General features: G+C 61.7%; 14 protein-coding genes. 2 read left to right on the top strand and 12 right to left on the bottom strand.

Features of this window, described 5'->3' with window-relative positions; all coding sequences use genetic code 11:
• From gcvH to arcD (PSH66_RS23225), 7 genes are all read right to left on the bottom strand, one after another.
• Nucleotides 1–384, bottom strand: a complete 384-nt coding sequence (gene gcvH, locus PSH66_RS23255) for a glycine cleavage system protein GcvH (protein WP_003175781.1) — start codon at nt 382–384, stop codon at nt 1–3.
• 435 nt (nt 385–819) lie between these two features.
• A complete protein-coding gene (locus PSH66_RS23250) occupies nt 820–2,328 on the bottom strand; it encodes a sigma-54-dependent transcriptional regulator (protein WP_003175779.1) in 1,509 nt (502 codons plus the stop codon).
• Between the two features lie 191 nt (nt 2,329–2,519).
• Nucleotides 2,520–2,882 carry a DUF5064 family protein gene (locus PSH66_RS23245; protein WP_141063330.1) on the bottom strand — a complete coding sequence of 121 codons (363 nt, stop codon included), beginning with the start codon at nt 2,880–2,882 and terminating at the stop codon, nt 2,520–2,522.
• A gap of 18 nt (nt 2,883–2,900) precedes the next feature.
• The gene (arcC, locus tag PSH66_RS23240; protein WP_078825864.1) at nt 2,901–3,830 is read right to left on the bottom strand and encodes a carbamate kinase; all 930 of its coding nucleotides are present in this window, start codon (nt 3,828–3,830) and stop codon (nt 2,901–2,903) included.
• A 91-nt stretch (nt 3,831–3,921) separates the two neighbouring features.
• Entirely contained in the window at nt 3,922–4,932 is a 1,011-nt protein-coding gene (locus tag PSH66_RS23235) for an ornithine carbamoyltransferase (RefSeq protein ID WP_003175776.1), read from the bottom strand.
• A gap of 12 nt (nt 4,933–4,944) precedes the next feature.
• A complete protein-coding gene (gene arcA, locus PSH66_RS23230) occupies nt 4,945–6,201 on the bottom strand; it encodes an arginine deiminase (RefSeq protein WP_305427713.1) in 1,257 nt (418 codons plus the stop codon).
• A 24-nt stretch (nt 6,202–6,225) separates the two neighbouring features.
• Nucleotides 6,226–7,653, bottom strand: a complete 1,428-nt coding sequence (arcD, locus tag PSH66_RS23225) for an arginine-ornithine antiporter (protein WP_003175774.1) — start codon at nt 7,651–7,653, stop codon at nt 6,226–6,228.
• 444 nt (nt 7,654–8,097) lie between these two features.
• Between arcD (PSH66_RS23225) and arcD (PSH66_RS23220) the strand changes: the two genes are divergently transcribed.
• Both arcD (PSH66_RS23220) and PSH66_RS23215 read left to right on the top strand, forming a co-directional pair.
• A complete protein-coding gene (gene arcD, locus PSH66_RS23220; protein WP_305427712.1) occupies nt 8,098–9,525 on the top strand; it encodes an arginine-ornithine antiporter in 1,428 nt (475 codons plus the stop codon).
• Nucleotides 9,522–10,385, top strand: coding sequence for a DNA-3-methyladenine glycosylase (locus PSH66_RS23215; RefSeq protein WP_305427711.1), 864 nt, complete (start codon nt 9,522–9,524; stop codon nt 10,383–10,385). Before arcD (PSH66_RS23220) ends, PSH66_RS23215 begins: the two co-directional genes overlap by 4 nt.
• Before the next feature lie 384 nt (nt 10,386–10,769).
• Here PSH66_RS23215 and PSH66_RS23210 read toward each other — a convergent pair whose 3' ends face one another.
• The 5 genes from PSH66_RS23210 to PSH66_RS23190 all read right to left on the bottom strand — a co-directional run bounded on the left by PSH66_RS23210 (nt 10,770) and on the right by PSH66_RS23190 (nt 15,307).
• On the bottom strand, nt 10,770–12,119 hold the full coding sequence (locus PSH66_RS23210) for a CoA transferase (RefSeq protein WP_305427710.1): 1,350 nt from the start codon (nt 12,117–12,119) through the stop codon (nt 10,770–10,772).
• Nucleotides 12,120–12,159: 40 nt separating this feature from the next.
• Nucleotides 12,160–13,503, bottom strand: coding sequence for a HAMP domain-containing sensor histidine kinase (locus tag PSH66_RS23205; RefSeq protein ID WP_305427709.1), 1,344 nt, complete (start codon nt 13,501–13,503; stop codon nt 12,160–12,162).
• Nucleotides 13,504–13,571: 68 nt separating this feature from the next.
• Nucleotides 13,572–14,036, bottom strand: a complete 465-nt coding sequence (locus PSH66_RS23200; protein ID WP_003175769.1) for a hypothetical protein — start codon at nt 14,034–14,036, stop codon at nt 13,572–13,574.
• Between the two features lie 178 nt (nt 14,037–14,214).
• A complete protein-coding gene (locus PSH66_RS23195) occupies nt 14,215–14,892 on the bottom strand; it encodes a response regulator transcription factor (protein ID WP_003175768.1) in 678 nt (225 codons plus the stop codon).
• A 7-nt stretch (nt 14,893–14,899) separates the two neighbouring features.
• Nucleotides 14,900–15,307, bottom strand: coding sequence for a hypothetical protein (locus PSH66_RS23190; RefSeq protein WP_003175767.1), 408 nt, complete (start codon nt 15,305–15,307; stop codon nt 14,900–14,902).
• Nucleotides 15,308–15,368 lie beyond the last annotated feature (61 nt).

The raw sequence follows: 15,368 nt of genomic DNA, 5'->3' as shown, positions 1-15,368 counted from the left end.
TCAGGCTTGGGCATTGGCTTTGATCAGGCGGTCGTACGCATCCTGATCCAACAGCTTAGCCACTGCACCGGCATCGGCTGGTTTAAAGCGGAAGAACCAGCCTTCGCCCATCGGGTCTTCATTGACCAGCTCCGGGCTGGCGTCGAGTGTGTCGTTCACTTCCAGCACTTCACCGTCCAAAGGCATGTACACGCCGCTGGCGGCTTTTACCGATTCCACGGTGGACGCTTCAGCGCCCTTGTCGTAGGCCTGCAGCTCAGGCAGTTGCACGAAAACCACATCGCCCAGCGCGTTCTGCGCAAAAGCGGTAATGCCCACGGTAACGCTGCCATCGGCTTCGGCGCGCAGCCATTCGTGATCTTCAGTGAAACGCAACTCGCTCATGGAAACTCCTCGGGGCCAGAATCGTCTGGTGGACGGGATTGGGATAATGGGGAGTTGCTTAGCAAGAACGCGGCCAACGTTATTAATTCTTTATATTTCAATGAGTTAATAAAATTGGTTATGAGGTTATGCCATTTGTCTGTAGCGATTTCGCTACAGTTGAGCCTTGGAAAAAAAGCCTATGTGGATCAAAGCCTTGCATGGCGCGTAAAAAGCAGGGTTGTAGCGATATCGTTACGCTGTAGCGCTTTCAGTACACGGGATGTCGTTCTTGGACCAAAAATGCGGTCAATGTGGGAGGGGCGGTGCGACGATTCGACTTGCTTCCGATTGCGGTGTATCAGTGACATATGAATTGACTGACACACTGCTATCGGGAGCAAGCCCCCTCCACACTGGTTTGTATTTCACATTCAGATCCCATTTCCTTTGAAATCAGGGCTTGTTGGGGATGCCGTACTTGCGCAGGCGATGGGCGATTGCGGTGTGCGAAGTCTGCAACCGGCTGGCCAGTTGGCGGGTCGAGGGGTAGCTGGTGTAGAGCTTCTCCAGCAGGTCGCGCTCGAAGTCTTCCATGGCCTGTTCCAGGCTGTCGATTTCGCCGTCGTTCTGGCGTGCAACCGAGGTGCCGGCGATGTCCAGATCGCCGATGTCCACCAGGCTGCTTTCGCAGATGGCGGCGGCGCGGAAGATGACGTTCTGCAACTGGCGTACGTTGCCCGGCCAGCGGTTGCCCAGCAGCGCCGGATAGGTGCCGGGTGCCAGGCGGCACACCGGACGCTGGATCTGCGCACACGCCTGCTGCATGAAGTAGCGGGCCAGCAGCAGGATGTCCTGGCCGCGTGCACGCAGGGGCGGTACTTCGACGTTGAGGACGTTGAGGCGATAGAACAGGTCTTCGCGGAAGGTGCCTTCGCTGACCATTTTTTCTAGGTCGCGGTGGGTGGCGCTGAGGATGCGCACATTGACCTTCACTTCACGATCGCCCCCTACCCGGCGAAAACTGCCGTCGTTGAGAAACCGCAGCAGTTTGGCCTGCAGGTACGGCGACATCTCGCCGATCTCATCAAGGAACACCGTGCCCTGGTTGGCCAGTTCCATCAGCCCTGGCTTGCCGCCGCGCTGGGCGCCGGTGAAGGCGCCCGGTGCATAACCGAACAGCTCGCTTTCGGCGAGGTTCTCCGGCAGCGCCGCGCAGTTCAACGCCAGAAACGGCGCACTCTGGCGCGCGCTGGTGGCATGGCAGGCGCGCGCCACGAGTTCCTTGCCGGTGCCGGTTTCGCCCTGGATCAACAGCGGTGCATCCAGGGCCGCCACTCGCTGCGCACGCGCCTTGAGGGTGCGGATGACCGGCGACTCACCGAGCAGCGCATCAAAGCCTTCGGCATGGTCATGGTGCAGCGCCGAGAGTTGTTCGCCGATACGGTTGGGTTGGTACAGGGTCAGCAGGGCGCCGGCGTCGGTGATCGGCGTCGCGTCCAGCAGCAGGGTCTGGCCGTTGACACTGATCTCGCGCAGGGGCAAACGAAAGCCGTTTTCCAGCAAGGTCTCCAGCAGCGCGGGGTCGCTGAACAGTTCGGCGATACTCTCACCGGCCGGTTCGCGCCCGTAGAGGGCGATCAGCGCCGGGTTGGCCAGCAGGATCTTGCCCGCGCTGTCCAGGGCCAGCACCGGGTCGGTCATGGCGGCCAGCAGGGCGTCGAGTTGCAGGTGGCGGCGTTGGCCGGGAAGAATGTCCACCACCGTCACCGCTTGCACGCCGTGCACGCTGAACAGCGCATCGCGCAGCTCTTCCAGCACCTTGGCGCTGAGGGTCGGCGCGTCGATGTAGACGTTGGGCGGCACCATTTCCACCGCATCCAGGTTGAGATTGCGCCCACCGAGCAAGGCCAGGACTTCCTGGGTGATGCCGACTCGGTCGATGAAGCTGACGTGGATACGCATGGGGCGATTGGCAATTCTGGAGAGCTGGAGGCGGCAAGTATGCCTTGGCGCGGGGCGCAGGTGAAATCTGACAAATGATGGAGATCAAAATGTGGGAGGGGGCTTGCTCCCGATAGCGGTGTATCAGCCAATAAATACAGTGACTGAAACACTGCTATCGGGAGCAAGCCCCCTCCCACATTTGGACCGAGTTACGCCAGGTGTTCGGGCTTGACCGGGTCGCCGGATTTCATGTCCAACTGATGCCGCACATCTTCAAACATCAGATCGTAGTGCTTGTGGTCCGATCCCACGCTGCTGTGGTTTTTGGGGATGCCGTATTTCTCGACAATCCGGGTCACGTTGCTGGCGAAGTTGTAGGCCTGATCCTTGGGCAGAAAGAACGTTTCCTTCATGTCCTTGCCCTGGACGCTGCCATGCAGGGTGAACTGCATGCCTTTGCCCTCGCTTTTATCCGTGACGACTTCGTAGTCCAGGCACAGGTCGTAGCTGACGTCGTCCTTGTTCAGCGCATGGCGTTCGACATGCAGATGACCGGGTTCAAAGGTAGCCATAGGCGTATCTCCTCTACTTCACAGATAGGTGATGCCAGGTGTTGCCGTGCTGATGCGTGTACCGGCGTTGCCCTGGACGATGGCTTCGATGTCCGAGAGTGAACCGATCACCGCAGTTTTGCCAGTCTGGCGGGCGAACTCGCAGGCGGCTTGGACCTTGGGGCCCATGGAGCCGGCGGCGAAGCCGAGGTCTTCCATGGCGTCGGGGTGGGCCTGGGCGATGGCTTTCTGGGTCGGCTTGCCGTAGTCGATAAACGCTGCGTTGACGTCGGTGGCGATCACCAGCAGATCGGCGTCCAGTTGCGCGGCCAGCAAGGATGAGCACAGGTCCTTGTCGATCACCGCTTCAATGCCTGTGAGCTTGCCGTCTTCGTCATACATCGTCGGGATACCGCCGCCGCCGGCGCAGATCACGATGGCTTGTTTCTCCAGCAGCCATTTGATCGGACGAATTTCGAAGATGCGTTTCGGGCGCGGGCTGGCGACCACACGGCGGTATTTGTCGCCATCCGGCGCGATCGCCCAGCCTTTTTCGGCGGCGAGTTTTTCCGCTTCGGCCTTGGTGTACACCGGGCCGATCGGCTTGGTGGGGTTCTGGAAGGCGGGGTCCTTGGCGTCGACTTCCACTTGGGTGAGCAAGGTGGCGAAGGGCACTTCAACGTCCAGCAGATTGCCCAGTTCCTGTTCGATGATGTAGCCGATCATGCCTTCGGTTTCGGCGCCCAGCACGTCCAGCGGGTAGGGCGACACGCTGGTGTAGGCCGCCGCCTGCAACGACAACAGGCCGACCTGCGGACCATTGCCGTGGGCGATCACCAGTTCGTTGCCGGGGTGGATCTTGGCGATCTGTTCGGTGGCGATACGGATATTGGCGCGTTGGTTGTCCGCGGTCATGGGTTCACCACGGCGCAGGAGGGCGTTGCCGCCCAGGGCTACGACGATGCGCATAAGGAATGTCCTTCTAGAGTTCGATGTTGCGAACACAGGACCAAATGTGGGAGGGGAGCTTGCCCCCTCCCGCACTTAACCCGTGTAGCCTTTAGATATCCGCCAACGCCGACACCAGGATCGCCTTGATGGTATGCATGCGGTTTTCCGCCTGCTCAAAGGCAATGTTGGCCGGCGACTCGAACACTTCTTCGGTCACTTCCACGCCATTGGCCAGGTTCGGATACCGTGCGGCGATGTCCTTGCCGACCTTGGTTTCGCTGTTGTGGAACGCCGGCAGGCAGTGCATGAATTTCACCCGTGGGTTGCCCGAGGCTTTCATCATCCTGGCGTTGACCTGGTACGGCAGCAATTGCTCGATGCGCTCGTCCCAGGCTTCCACCGGCTCGCCCATGGACACCCAGATATCGGTGTGGATGAAGTCCACGCCCTTCACCGCCTCGGCAGGGTCTTCGGTGATGGTGATGCGCGCGCCGCTCTCTTCGGCGAACGCCTGGCATTGCTTGATGAAGTCGTCATGTGGCCACAGGGCTTTCGGCGCGCCGATGCGCACGTCCATGCCGAGCTTGGCGCCGATCATCAGCAGCGAGTTGCCCATGTTGTAGCGGGCGTCGCCCAGGTAGGCGTAGCTGATGTCATGCAGCGGCTTGTCGCTGTGTTCGCGCATGGTCAGGGTGTCGGCGATCATTTGGGTCGGGTGGAATTCGGCGGTGAGGCCGTTGAACACCGGCACGCCGGCGAACTTGGCCAGTTCTTCGACGATGTCCTGTTCGAAACCACGGTATTCAATGGCGTCGAACATTCGGCCCAATACGCGGGCGGTGTCTTTCATGCTTTCTTTGTGGCCGATCTGCGACGACACCGGGTCGATGTAGGTGACGTGGGCACCTTGGTCATGGGCCGCCACTTCGAAGGCGCAACGGGTGCGCGTCGAAGTTTTTTCGAAGATCAGCGCGATATTCTTGCCCTGCAGGTGCGGACGCTCGGTGCCGGTGTATTTGGCGCGTTTGAGGTCGCGGGACAGGTCCAGCAGGTAGTTCAGCTCGCGGGTGGTGTGGTGCATCAGCGACAGCAGGCTGCGGTTGCGCATATTGAAAGCCATGATGGAATCTCCTTAATAGTCGATTGGGTCGCGGATGATCGGGCAGGTCATGCAGTGGCCGCCGCCACGGCCACGGCCGAGCTCACCGGCGCTGATGGTGATGACTTCCACGCCGGCCTTGCGCAGCAAGGTGTTGGTGTAGGTGTTGCGGTCGTAGCCGATCACCACGCCTGGCTCCACGGCCACCACGTTGTTGCCGTCGTCCCATTGCTCGCGTTCGGCGGCGAAGCTGTTGCCGCCGGTCTCGACCACGCGCAGCGCCTTGAGGTTGAGGGCGGCGGCCACGGTTTCGAGGAAGTTGGTTTTCTCGCGCTGGATATCGATGCCGTGCGGCTTGCTGTCGTCAGGGCGCAGGGTGAACGGCACGATCTGGTTGACCACTTCGGGGAAGACGGTGACCAGGTCGCGGTCGCAGAAGCTGAACACGGTGTCCAGGTGCATCGCCGCGCGGGATTTGGGCAGGCCGGCCACGATTACGCGTTCCACGGCGTTGTTCTTGAACAGGTTGCGCGCCAGTTGGCCGATGGCCTGGTGGGACGAGCGCTCGCCCATGCCGATCAACACCACGCCGTTGCCAATCGGCATCACGTCACCGCCTTCCAGCGTGGCGGCGCCGTGTTCCTGGTCGGGGTCGCCGTACCAGATCTGGAAGTCGGCATTGGTGAACTCGGGGTGGAATTTATAGATGGCGCTGGCCAGCAGGGTTTCCTGGCGTCGCGCCGGCCAGTACATCGGGTTGAGCGTCACGCCGCCGTAGATCCAGCAAGTGGTGTCGCGGGTGAACTGGGTGTTGGGCAGCGGCGGCAGGATGAAGCTTGCGTGGCCGAGGAAATCGCGGAACATCTCGATGGTCTTGCCACCGAAGCTGCCGGGCAGGTCGTCGGCCGATACACCGCCGATCAGGTACTCGGCGATCTTGCGCGGTTCCAGGCTGCGCAGCCACGAGCCGACTTCCTCGACCAGGCCCAGGCCCACGGTGTTGGCGGTGATCTTGCGCGCCAGGATCCAGTCCAGGGCTTCAGGGTTGGCAACGATGTCGGTCAGCAGGTTGTGCATTTCCAGCACATCGATGTCCCGCTCGCGCATCTTGGTCACGAAGTCGAAATGGTCGCGCTTGGCCTGGGCCACCCACAGCACGTCATCGAACAGCAGTTCATCGCAGTTGTTGGGGGTCAGCCGCTGGTGGGCCAAGCCTGGGGAGCACACCATGACTTTGCGCAGTTTGCCGGCTTCGGAATGTACGCCGTACTTCACTTTTTCCGTGGTCATTACAGATCCTCCAATGAACAACAGTTACAACGTTAAGAAACCGTCATAGAGCCCATAGGCCGCCACCAGGGCGCCAATGACCACTGCGGCGAAAATCAGCTTCTCGACGTTGGTGAAAATGGGTTTGCCCAGTTCATGCTTGGCCTTGGCGAACAGGATCGCGCCGGGCGCATAGAGCAGGGCGGAGAGCAGCAGGTACTTGGTGCCGCCGGCGTAGAGCAGCCACACCGCGTAGATCAGCGCGACGGCACCGATGAACAGGTCTTTGCGGCGCTCCTTGAGGGCGTTTTCGTAGGTCTCGCCGCGTACCGCCAACAGCAGGGCATAGGCCGCCGACCACAGGTAGGGCACCAGGATCATCGAGGTGGCGAGATAGATCAGCGACAGGTAAGTGCTGGCGGAAAACAGCGTGATCACCAGGAACACCTGGACCATGGCGTTGGTCAGCCACAGGGCGTTGGCCGGCACATGGTTGGCGTTTTCCTTGCGCAGGAACTCGGGCATGGTGTGGTCCTTGGCCGCGGCGAACATGATCTCCGCGCACAGCAGCACCCACGACAGCAGCGCACCCAGCAACGAGACGATCAAGCCGACGCTGATCAACACCGCGCCCCAGTGGCCCACCACATGTTCCAGCACGGCGGCCATCGACGGGTTCTGCAACTTGGCCAATTCCGGCTGGGTCATGATGCCCAGGGACAGTACGTTCACCAGCATCAGGAACAGCAGCACGGTGATAAAACCGATCACGGTGGCCTTGCCCACGTCGCTGCGCTTTTCGGCGCGTGCCGAGAAGATGCTCGCGCCTTCGATGCCGATGAACACCCACACGGTGACCAGCATCATGTTGCGCACCTGGTTCATCACGCTGCCCAGGTCGGGGTTTTTCACGCCCCAGATGTCAGCGGTGAAGATCTCCAGCTTGAACGCGAACACTGCGATCAACACGAACAGCACCAGCGGCACAACCTTGGCCACCGTGGTCACCAGGTTGATGAACGCCGCTTCCTTGATCCCGCGCAGCACCAGGAAGTGCACGGCCCACAGCAACACGGAAGCGCCAATCACGGCAGCCGGCGTGTTGCCTTCGCCGAAGATCGGGAAAAAATAACCGAGGGTGCTGAACAGCAGCACGAAGTAACCGACGTTGCCCAGCCAGGCACTGATCCAGTAGCCCCAGGCCGACGAGAAACCCATGTAGTCGCCAAACCCGGCCTTGGCGTAGGCGTACACGCCGCCGTCGAGGTCGGGCTTGCGGTTGGCCAGGGTCTGGAACACGAACGCGAGGGTCAACATGCCCACGGCGGTAATCACCCAACCGATCAGCACGGCGCCTACATCGGCGCTGGCCGCCATGTTTTGCGGCAGGGAGAAAATACCGCCACCAATCATTGAGCCAACGACCAGCGCAACCAGTGCGCCTAAGCGAAGTTTTCCGCAAGATTCAGACATCGCATAACTCCAATGCAGGAGAAGAGAGACCACAGAATAATTCCGTGCGCTAATCAAACAGCTGACTCAGATCACTTCATTGGCACATTCCATTGTGGATTAATGACTTAGGCTGCAAATCCCTGAGCAATACTTGTGCGCGCAAAGCCGCTTTCCAGAGCGGTGCCTGCGTGTTGGTCACTTATTGAGTGCTACGTATGGACGTTTGACGCTAGACCGTTTTGTTGAATGTGCAAAACGTTTAGAGAGCAAACCGGCAAGTCGCTTGAAAAGGCTGAAGTATTCGACGTATTTAAATTATAAATACGTCTGAGCGTTATAAACTGTCATGCCGCTGGGTTATGAACGCGGGGCTTTTATCGCCATTACTAATAAACGCCGCACTCGCTGAATTAATTAAGTTGAGTGCACGATTGTCCGCAATTAAGTATTTCAGGAGTGTGCATGTCTCAACCGGCCCAGAAACTTCGACTCAGCGCCCTGATCGCCCTGGTGGTGGGGTCGATGATTGGCGGGGGGATTTTTTCCCTGCCGCAAAACATGGCGGCGCGGGCCGAGGTGGGCGCTGTGCTGATTGGCTGGGCGATCACCGCCGTGGGCATGTTGACCCTCGCGTTCGTGTTCCAGACCCTGGCCAACCGCAAGCCCGAACTGGACTCCGGGGTGTATGCCTACGCCAAGGCCGGGTTTGGCGACTACATGGGATTTTCGTCGGCCTGGGGTTATTGGATCAGTGCGTGGATGGGCAACGTCGGTTATTTCGTGTTGCTGTTCAGCACCCTTGGCTACTTTTTCCCGGTGTTTGGCCAAGGCAATACGCCGGTGGCCATCGGGTGTGCGTCGGTGCTGCTGTGGGCTGTGCACTTTCTGGTGCTGCGCGGGATCAAGGAGGCGGCGTTCATCAACCAGGTCACCACGGTGGCGAAGATCGTGCCGCTGCTGATGTTTATCGTGATCGCCGCCGTGGCGTTCAAGGCCGATGTCTTCACCCGCGATATCTGGGGCCTGGGCAACCCGCAATTCGGCAGCGTGGTGGATCAGGTGCGCAACATGATGCTGGTCACGGTGTTTGTGTTTATCGGCATCGAAGGCGCCAGTGTGTATTCAGCGCGGGCCGAGAAACGCGCGGACGTCGGCCGGGCCACGGTGATTGGTTTTCTCGGCGTGCTGGCGCTGCTGGTGATGGTCAATGTGCTGTCCCTGGGCGTCATGAGCCAGTCGGAATTGGCCGGTCTGCAAAACCCGTCGTTGGCGGGCGTGCTCGAGCACATCGTCGGGCCCTGGGGCGCCCTGCTCATCAGCCTCGGCCTGGCGGTGTCGCTGCTGGGCGCGTTGCTGTCGTGGGCGCTGCTCTGCGCGGAAATCCTCTACGCCACGGCCCATGACAAGACCATGCCGGCTTTCCTGAAAAAGGAAAACGCCAACCAGGTGCCGGTCAACGCGCTGTGGCTGACCAATCTGATGATCCAGGCGTTCCTGGTGATCACGCTGTTCTCCCAGAGCACCTACACCACGCTGATTTATTTGGCCTCGTCGATGATCCTGGTGCCGTACCTGTGGTCGGCGGCCTATGCGGTGTTGTTGAGCGGGCGCGGTGAAACCTATGAAGGCGCCCAGGGCCAGCGCCTGAAGGACTTGCTGGTGGGGTTGATTGCCCTGGGGTATGCGGTATGGCTGCTCTACGCTGGCGGCTTGAAGTACCTGCTGCTGTCGGCACTGCTGTATGCACCGGGCGTGATCCTGTTTGCCCTCGCCAAGCGTGAGCAGGGCCAGCCCTTGTTTACCCAACTGGAAAAAGGCATTTTCAGCTGCGTGATCGCTGGCGCCGGGCTGGCGGCGTATGGGCTGTATAGCGGGGGGTTGTCGTTGTGAGACTGGCGTATCAGCCGCCTTATGACTGGGCGGCGATGGTGGGTTTTTTATCGGCGCGGGCTATTGCTGGGATGGAGACGGTAGAAGCTGGCATCTACCGGCGCAGTATCAGCGTGAGCGGCCAGCACGGCTGGATCAGCGTGGCGCCGGGGGCTGGCGATTGGTTGGACGTTGGGGTGGAGTTTCCAGAGACTGCGGCGCTGCCTGAGATCGAACGGCGCCTGCGCAAGCTGTTTGATCTGGATGCGCAGCCCGAACTGATTAACGCGCAATTGGCGACGGACCCATTGATGGCGCAACTGGTTGCAGCGCGTCCCGGCCTTCGCGTCCCGGGTAGTTGGGAAGGGCTGGAATTGGCGATTCGGGCAGTGCTGGGCCAGCAGATCACGGTAGTGGCCGCGATTCGTTTGGCGGGCAAGTTAGTGGCGCAGTACGGCCAGCCGCTGGAAACGCCGCACACCGGTATCACTCATGTTTTTCCCACGCCCGAAGTATTGGCGGCGGCGGACCTGGCGACCTTGGGCATGCCCAAGGCGCGCGGGCGCACGTTGTCGGGTGTCGCGCAGGCATTGCTGGATGATCCTGAAGTGTTCGAACCCAAGGCCAGCCTCAAGGAAGGCGTGGCACGGCTGGTGGCCTTGCCGGGGATTGGTGACTGGACGGCGCAGTACATCGCCATGCGCCAGATGCGCGAGGCGGATGCGTTTGCGACAGGGGATATCGGGTTGATCAATGCGTTGGTGGCGTTGGAAGGTGGGCCGGTTTCGGCGCGGCAGTTGTGGGCGCGTGCTGAGGCTTGGCGGCCGCTCAGGGCTTATGCGGCGCAGCATTTGTGGACGTCGTTGAGCAGGGGGGATTGATGGTGATAGTTATGGCCTCATCACGGCATAGGTATCTACACAACTGCTTGTTCTTACGCTGTTGCTCTGGCTGTTGCTCTGGCTTTTGATCTTGATCTTGATCTCAGGCGCCCCCCCAAATCAATGTCGGATTACGGGCACACCGAGCCTAGGCGAGGTGCCGAGTGTTGGGCGTGGGCCTTTTGGTTACTTTTGTGCCTTTACAAAAGTGACACGCCGTAAGGGCGTAACCCTAAGTGGCCGTTACCGCAGGAATGGATATGTACTCGTTGAGCCAACATCCTCCTCAGCTGTCAGGCCGTCACAGGAGCACGCTCCCTCACCACAGGTCCAGGGCCACGCCAAAGTTGCGTAGATACCTATGCTGCGATTGCGGTGGTCAAGTCACCACTGCGGCCGGTGCGCCCCCAATTCCCCAGCCGGCAAATCCCACTGCAACGGCGTGCCGCTGATGGTCAACGGCGCCAACAACCGATGGGCCTGGCCCCAGGCTGTTTGTTCCACCACCAACCCCTGATCCCCCGGCGCTTCAGCCCGCAACGCCGGTTGCTCTGGCACCTGTCCTGCCTCCACTAACAACTTTGCCGTACGCGCCAACGACAAGCGCGCCGAACCGCCACGCCCGGTTTTCAGCCGTTCGCTCAATGCCCGAATCGCACTGGCCGCCATCAAATACCCGGTCGCGTGATCCAGCGCCTGCAACGGCAGCGGCACCGGTTTATCCGATTGTTTCCAGGCCATGCCCGCCTCGGCGATGCCGCTGCTCATCTGCACCAGGCTGTCGAAACCCCGGCGATTGCGCCACGGGCCGCTCCAGCCGTAGGCGTTGAGGCTGACGTCGATCAGGCCGGGGGCGAGGGCTTGCAGTTGGCCGGTGGTGTAGCCGAGTTGCTCCAGGGCGTCGGCGCGGTAACCGTGGAACAGGATGTCGGCGCCCTTGAGCAGGCTTTCAAACACCTGGCGGTCTGCGGTCTGCTTGAGGTCCAACCGGGCGCAACGTTTACCCAATGTCATTTCCGGCACCACGCCGGGTTCGTTCCAGGTGGGTGAGTCGATACGCAGCACATCCGCGCCCAGGCCGGAGAGAAAACGACTGGCCACGGGCCCGGCCAATACGCGCGTCAGGTCCAGGACCTTGATACCCGTCAGCGGGCGGGCCACCGAGCCGAGCCAGGGTGTGTCGCGGGTCGTCTCGACCGTCTGGCGCTGGATCAAGTCCTCGGCGTTCACCGCCAACCCCTGCGGATGGGTTTGCCAGGCCCGCCACGTGCGCATCTGCGCCGCGCAGCCGCCGGCCTCGACAATCGCCTGCTCCAGTTCGGCGGCCTGCCAGCCGGCGACGTTTGCGGCCATTGCGGCGCGGTCCGCGACCTTGCCGAGTACCCGTTCAGCGGCGGCACGGTGATGGGGCGCGTTGGTGTGCAGGCGAATCCAGCCATCGGCGCTGGCGTAGTCACCGGCCACCGGGTCCCACAGGGGCGGTACTTGCCAGCCCACCGGGCGAATCGATGAGGAGAACCAGAACGAGGCGAGGCGCCGGTCGACACTCACGCTGGGCAGGCGCCCGGTCTGTTGCCGGATCAGTTCGGCCACGGCCTGGCCGGCGACGCCGATGCTGGCGCCGGCCAGTTCGGTCACCGCGAAGGTCGAAGGCAGAGCGCCGGTTTCGGTAAGGGTCAGGGGCGTTGGCGGTAGATCGAGTGCGGCTTGGATGGGAGTCAGCAAGTCAGTCATCAAAGGCCCTCCGTAAGAGAAGGGCCACTATAAGAGATCATCACACCGCAGTGGTAACCCCCGGTTCCAACGGCAGGTCGATGCTGGCGATAAACCCGCCGTCGGGGTGGTTGGCCAGGATCAGGCTGCCGCCATGGCGTTCGGCGGCGCGCCGCGCAATCGCCAGCCCGAGGCCGTGGCCCTGGGCGGTCTGGCCGGGGGCGCGGTAGAACGGTTCGCCCAGTTGGCTCAGGTGTTCGGCGTCGACGCCGGGGCCATGGTCGCGCACGCTGATCAGGATGCGGTCGCCCTGGCGCTGTGCCTGCAATTGGATCGATTGGTCGGGCGGGTTGAAGCGTTGGGCATTGCGCAGCAGGTTATCCACCGCGCGCTCAATCATGGTCGGCCAGCCCTTCAGGTGCAGGTCGCTGTCGGTGCTCAGTTGCACCACCTGGTCCGGCGCGCTGAGTTGGGCGTCCTTCTGAAGGGTCTTGAGCAGCGCGATGAGGTCGACCTCTTCGGCGCTGGCGTTGTCGGCATCCACGCGGGCCAGCACCAGGATTTCGCTGATCAATGCTTCGAGGCGGTCGCACTCGCGGGTCAGGCGCGGCCAGAGTTTTTCGCGTTCTTCGGGGCCGGCGCGTTCGGCCAACGCCAGGGCGATGCGCAGACGCGCCAGGGGCGAGCGCAGCTCGTGGGACACGTCGCGCAGCAACTGGCGCTGACTGGCGATCAGGCTTTGCAGGCGTGCGCCCATGCGGTTGAAGTCGGTGGCCAGTACGCCGAACTCATCGCGACGGTTGGCCAGGCGCGCCAGGCTGTTCTGTTGATAGGTGGCCTGGCCGAGGTCATGCACCGCGCCGCGCAGGCGGCTAAGCGGACGGGTGATGGATAACGTGACGAACAGGCTGAACAGGGTCAGCACCACCAGCGCAATGGCCAGGGCGCTCAAGGGCCAGGTCAGGCTGCTGCGGTGCCACTGGTCGAGTTCCGGGTGCGGGATACGGTAGATCAACAGGTAGGTGTCGCCGGTTTTCTCGCTGGTGTACTCGGCGGTCAGGCGCCGCCAGGGCAGGTGGCCGTCTTTGTCGTCGTTCTGCCGCGCTTCGAAGGCGGCGGCGCGGCGCGGGAAGGTGCCGCGCACCACCGGCTCACCGCTTTCGTTCAGCACTTGCACGTCGATGTGGTACTGGCGCTTGCGCTGTTGCAGTAAGTCCTGGGCGGCGTCCTCACCCTGGGCTTCGTAGAGTTGGGTCCACTCCTGGGCCAGGTTATTGAGACCAGGGTGACGGCTGAGAATCCAGGCATCTTGATTGAGCATGTGCCCAAGCAGGATCGACAGCCCGGCAACCAAGGCGATGGCCAGCCAGAAACTGGCCAGGATGCGCCAGAACAATGAACGCACAGGAAACCCTCAAACTGGAAAAGCCCAGTGGCGGGGGCCACTGGGCTGGGAGCACTAACGCGAGGGCATTATTGCGCTTTTTGCGGCTGTTGCGCTTTCCAGGCTTGGAATTCCTTCCACTCGGCACGCCGCTGTTCTTGCTTCTTGACGATCTCGTCGAACTTCTTCTGCTGGTCCGGCTTGAGCACGGCGCGGATATCGGCCTGGGTTTTCTGACGGCCGGCGGCGATTTCATCCTGCATGGCTTTCTGGTCAGCGGCCGGGAGTTTGTCCAGGTACTTCCTGGTCAGGTCTTTGCGAGCGTGCCATTGGTCGCCCATCAGCTTGCCGATCTGCTCGCGCTGTTCGCGGCTCAGGTCCAGCTGGCTGAAGGGGCCGCCTTTGCCACGCGGACCGTGTTCACCGCCGTGGCCCGGGCCACCCATCATGTGGCCGGAAGGCTCGCCCATCGGGCCTGGGCCTTCGGGCATGGCGGCCATGGCAACGGTCGGCAGGGCAGCGGCGAACATCAAAGCGATAAGGGTCTTGCGCATGGTGAATCTCCTGTCTCTATTCCGGTGAGTCCGGATGTGAGTAGGTTACCCAGAGCAAGGTCAGCCGCCGTCAGGGGAGGGTAAAGGTTTGGTAAGGGGGAGGGGGGCAGCGGCAAGTTTTCAGCGGCAAGCTGCAAGTGAAGAGCTTGCAGCTTGCCGCTTGAAACTTGCAGCTGCCTCAAAGGCTGTAGTAATAGCCGCGGCTGCGCAACGCCACGATGCGCGGCCGGCCATCCGGGTGAGGGCCGATCTTTTTGCGCAGGTTACTCACGTGCATGTCCAGGCTGCGATCGTACAGGGTCAACTTGCGGCCCAGGGCGATCTGCGCCAGTTCCTGTTTATCCAGCGGCTCGCCGGGCTGGCGCAGCAAGGCTTCGAGCAGGCGGCTTTCGGAGACGGTGAGGGCGAACTCCTGTTCGTCGATGCTGACTACGCCACGCACCGGGCTGAAGCACAGGTCGCCCAGTTCCAGCTGGGTCGACACGGCGGCCGGGTGGCTGCGGCGCAACACGGCACGCAGGCGCGCGGTGAGTTCGCGGGGGTCGCAGGGTTTGGCCAGGTAGTCGTCGGCACCCAGTTCCAGGCCGAGGATACGGTCCAGGGGTTCGCCGCGGGCCGACAGCATCAGCACCGGCAGCTCCGGGTGGTCGTTGCGCAATTGCTTGAGCAACTCCAGGCCACTGCCGTCGGGCAGCATCACGTCCAGCACCACCGCGGCGGGCGCGCTATCGGCCAAGGCTTTGCGCGCGCTCAGGCCATCGTGGCAGGCGCGCACCTGGAAACCTTCCTGGCCCAACCAACTGGTCAGCAGCTCACAGAGCTCCTGGTCATCATCTATCAGTAACAGCTCGCTCATGACTCACTCAATTTAGCCATTGTCGACGGCGACGGTGCCCCCCGCTGGCGAAGATCCCGCACAGCAAGGCGATCAGTGCGACCGCCCCGCCAGTGACAAACCATTGCTGTTGCTCGGTCAGCCATCGGGTCAAGACGCCGCTTTGTGAATCTTTGAGTTGCTGGGTCAGCCGTTGGTTCTCTTGGCGAAGGCGACTCAATTGAGCGCTTTCGCGAGTAGCATCCGCGCTTTGCAGTTGCTTGCTCAGCTCTTCACGTTGCCGCTCGCTGTCTTTCAAGCGTTGCTGCAACTCGGTGATCTGGGCGCCGGCGCTCAAGGACAGGGGCGTGGAGCTACCGGTGTTCGAGGTTTCTTCAGCGTGGGCCGTAGCCCCGATCATTAACACTGCCAACAGACACAACTGACGTAAGCGCATCGGAACTCCTGATTCCACACGAATATTCAGTACGTTGTCGGCAGGTTACCGAGAATAATGA

This window comes from Pseudomonas sp. FP597, assembly GCF_030687435.1.
Classification (GTDB): Bacteria; Pseudomonadota; Gammaproteobacteria; order Pseudomonadales; family Pseudomonadaceae; genus Aquipseudomonas; species Aquipseudomonas lactucae.
Note: the sequence above shows the minus strand (reverse complement) of the source record. Positions and strands in the feature narration are given on the sequence as shown.

Bases quoted from the DNA above. Each gene is read 5' to 3' on its own strand.
- PSH66_RS23235 (WP_003175776.1), bottom strand. From the start codon at position 4,932: ATGGCTTTCAATATGCGCAACCGCAGCCTGCTGTCGCTGATGCACCAC.
- PSH66_RS23195 (WP_003175768.1), bottom strand. From the start codon at position 14,892: ATGAGCGAGCTGTTACTGATAGATGATGACCAGGAGCTCTGTGAGCTG.
- PSH66_RS23190 (WP_003175767.1), bottom strand. From the start codon at position 15,307: ATGCGCTTACGTCAGTTGTGTCTGTTGGCAGTGTTAATGATCGGGGCT.
- arcC (WP_078825864.1), bottom strand. From the start codon at position 3,830: ATGCGCATCGTCGTAGCCCTGGGCGGCAACGCCCTCCTGCGCCGTGGT.
- PSH66_RS23245 (WP_141063330.1), bottom strand. From the start codon at position 2,882: ATGGCTACCTTTGAACCCGGTCATCTGCATGTCGAACGCCATGCGCTG.
- arcD (WP_003175774.1), bottom strand. From the start codon at position 7,653: ATGTCTGAATCTTGCGGAAAACTTCGCTTAGGCGCACTGGTTGCGCTG.
- arcD (WP_305427712.1), top strand. From the start codon at position 8,098: ATGTCTCAACCGGCCCAGAAACTTCGACTCAGCGCCCTGATCGCCCTG.
- gcvH (WP_003175781.1), bottom strand. From the start codon at position 384: ATGAGCGAGTTGCGTTTCACTGAAGATCACGAATGGCTGCGCGCCGAA.
- PSH66_RS23210 (WP_305427710.1), bottom strand. From the start codon at position 12,119: ATGACTGACTTGCTGACTCCCATCCAAGCCGCACTCGATCTACCGCCA.
- PSH66_RS23200 (WP_003175769.1), bottom strand. From the start codon at position 14,036: ATGCGCAAGACCCTTATCGCTTTGATGTTCGCCGCTGCCCTGCCGACC.
- arcA (WP_305427713.1), bottom strand. From the start codon at position 6,201: ATGACCACGGAAAAAGTGAAGTACGGCGTACATTCCGAAGCCGGCAAA.
- PSH66_RS23250 (WP_003175779.1), bottom strand. From the start codon at position 2,328: ATGCGTATCCACGTCAGCTTCATCGACCGAGTCGGCATCACCCAGGAA.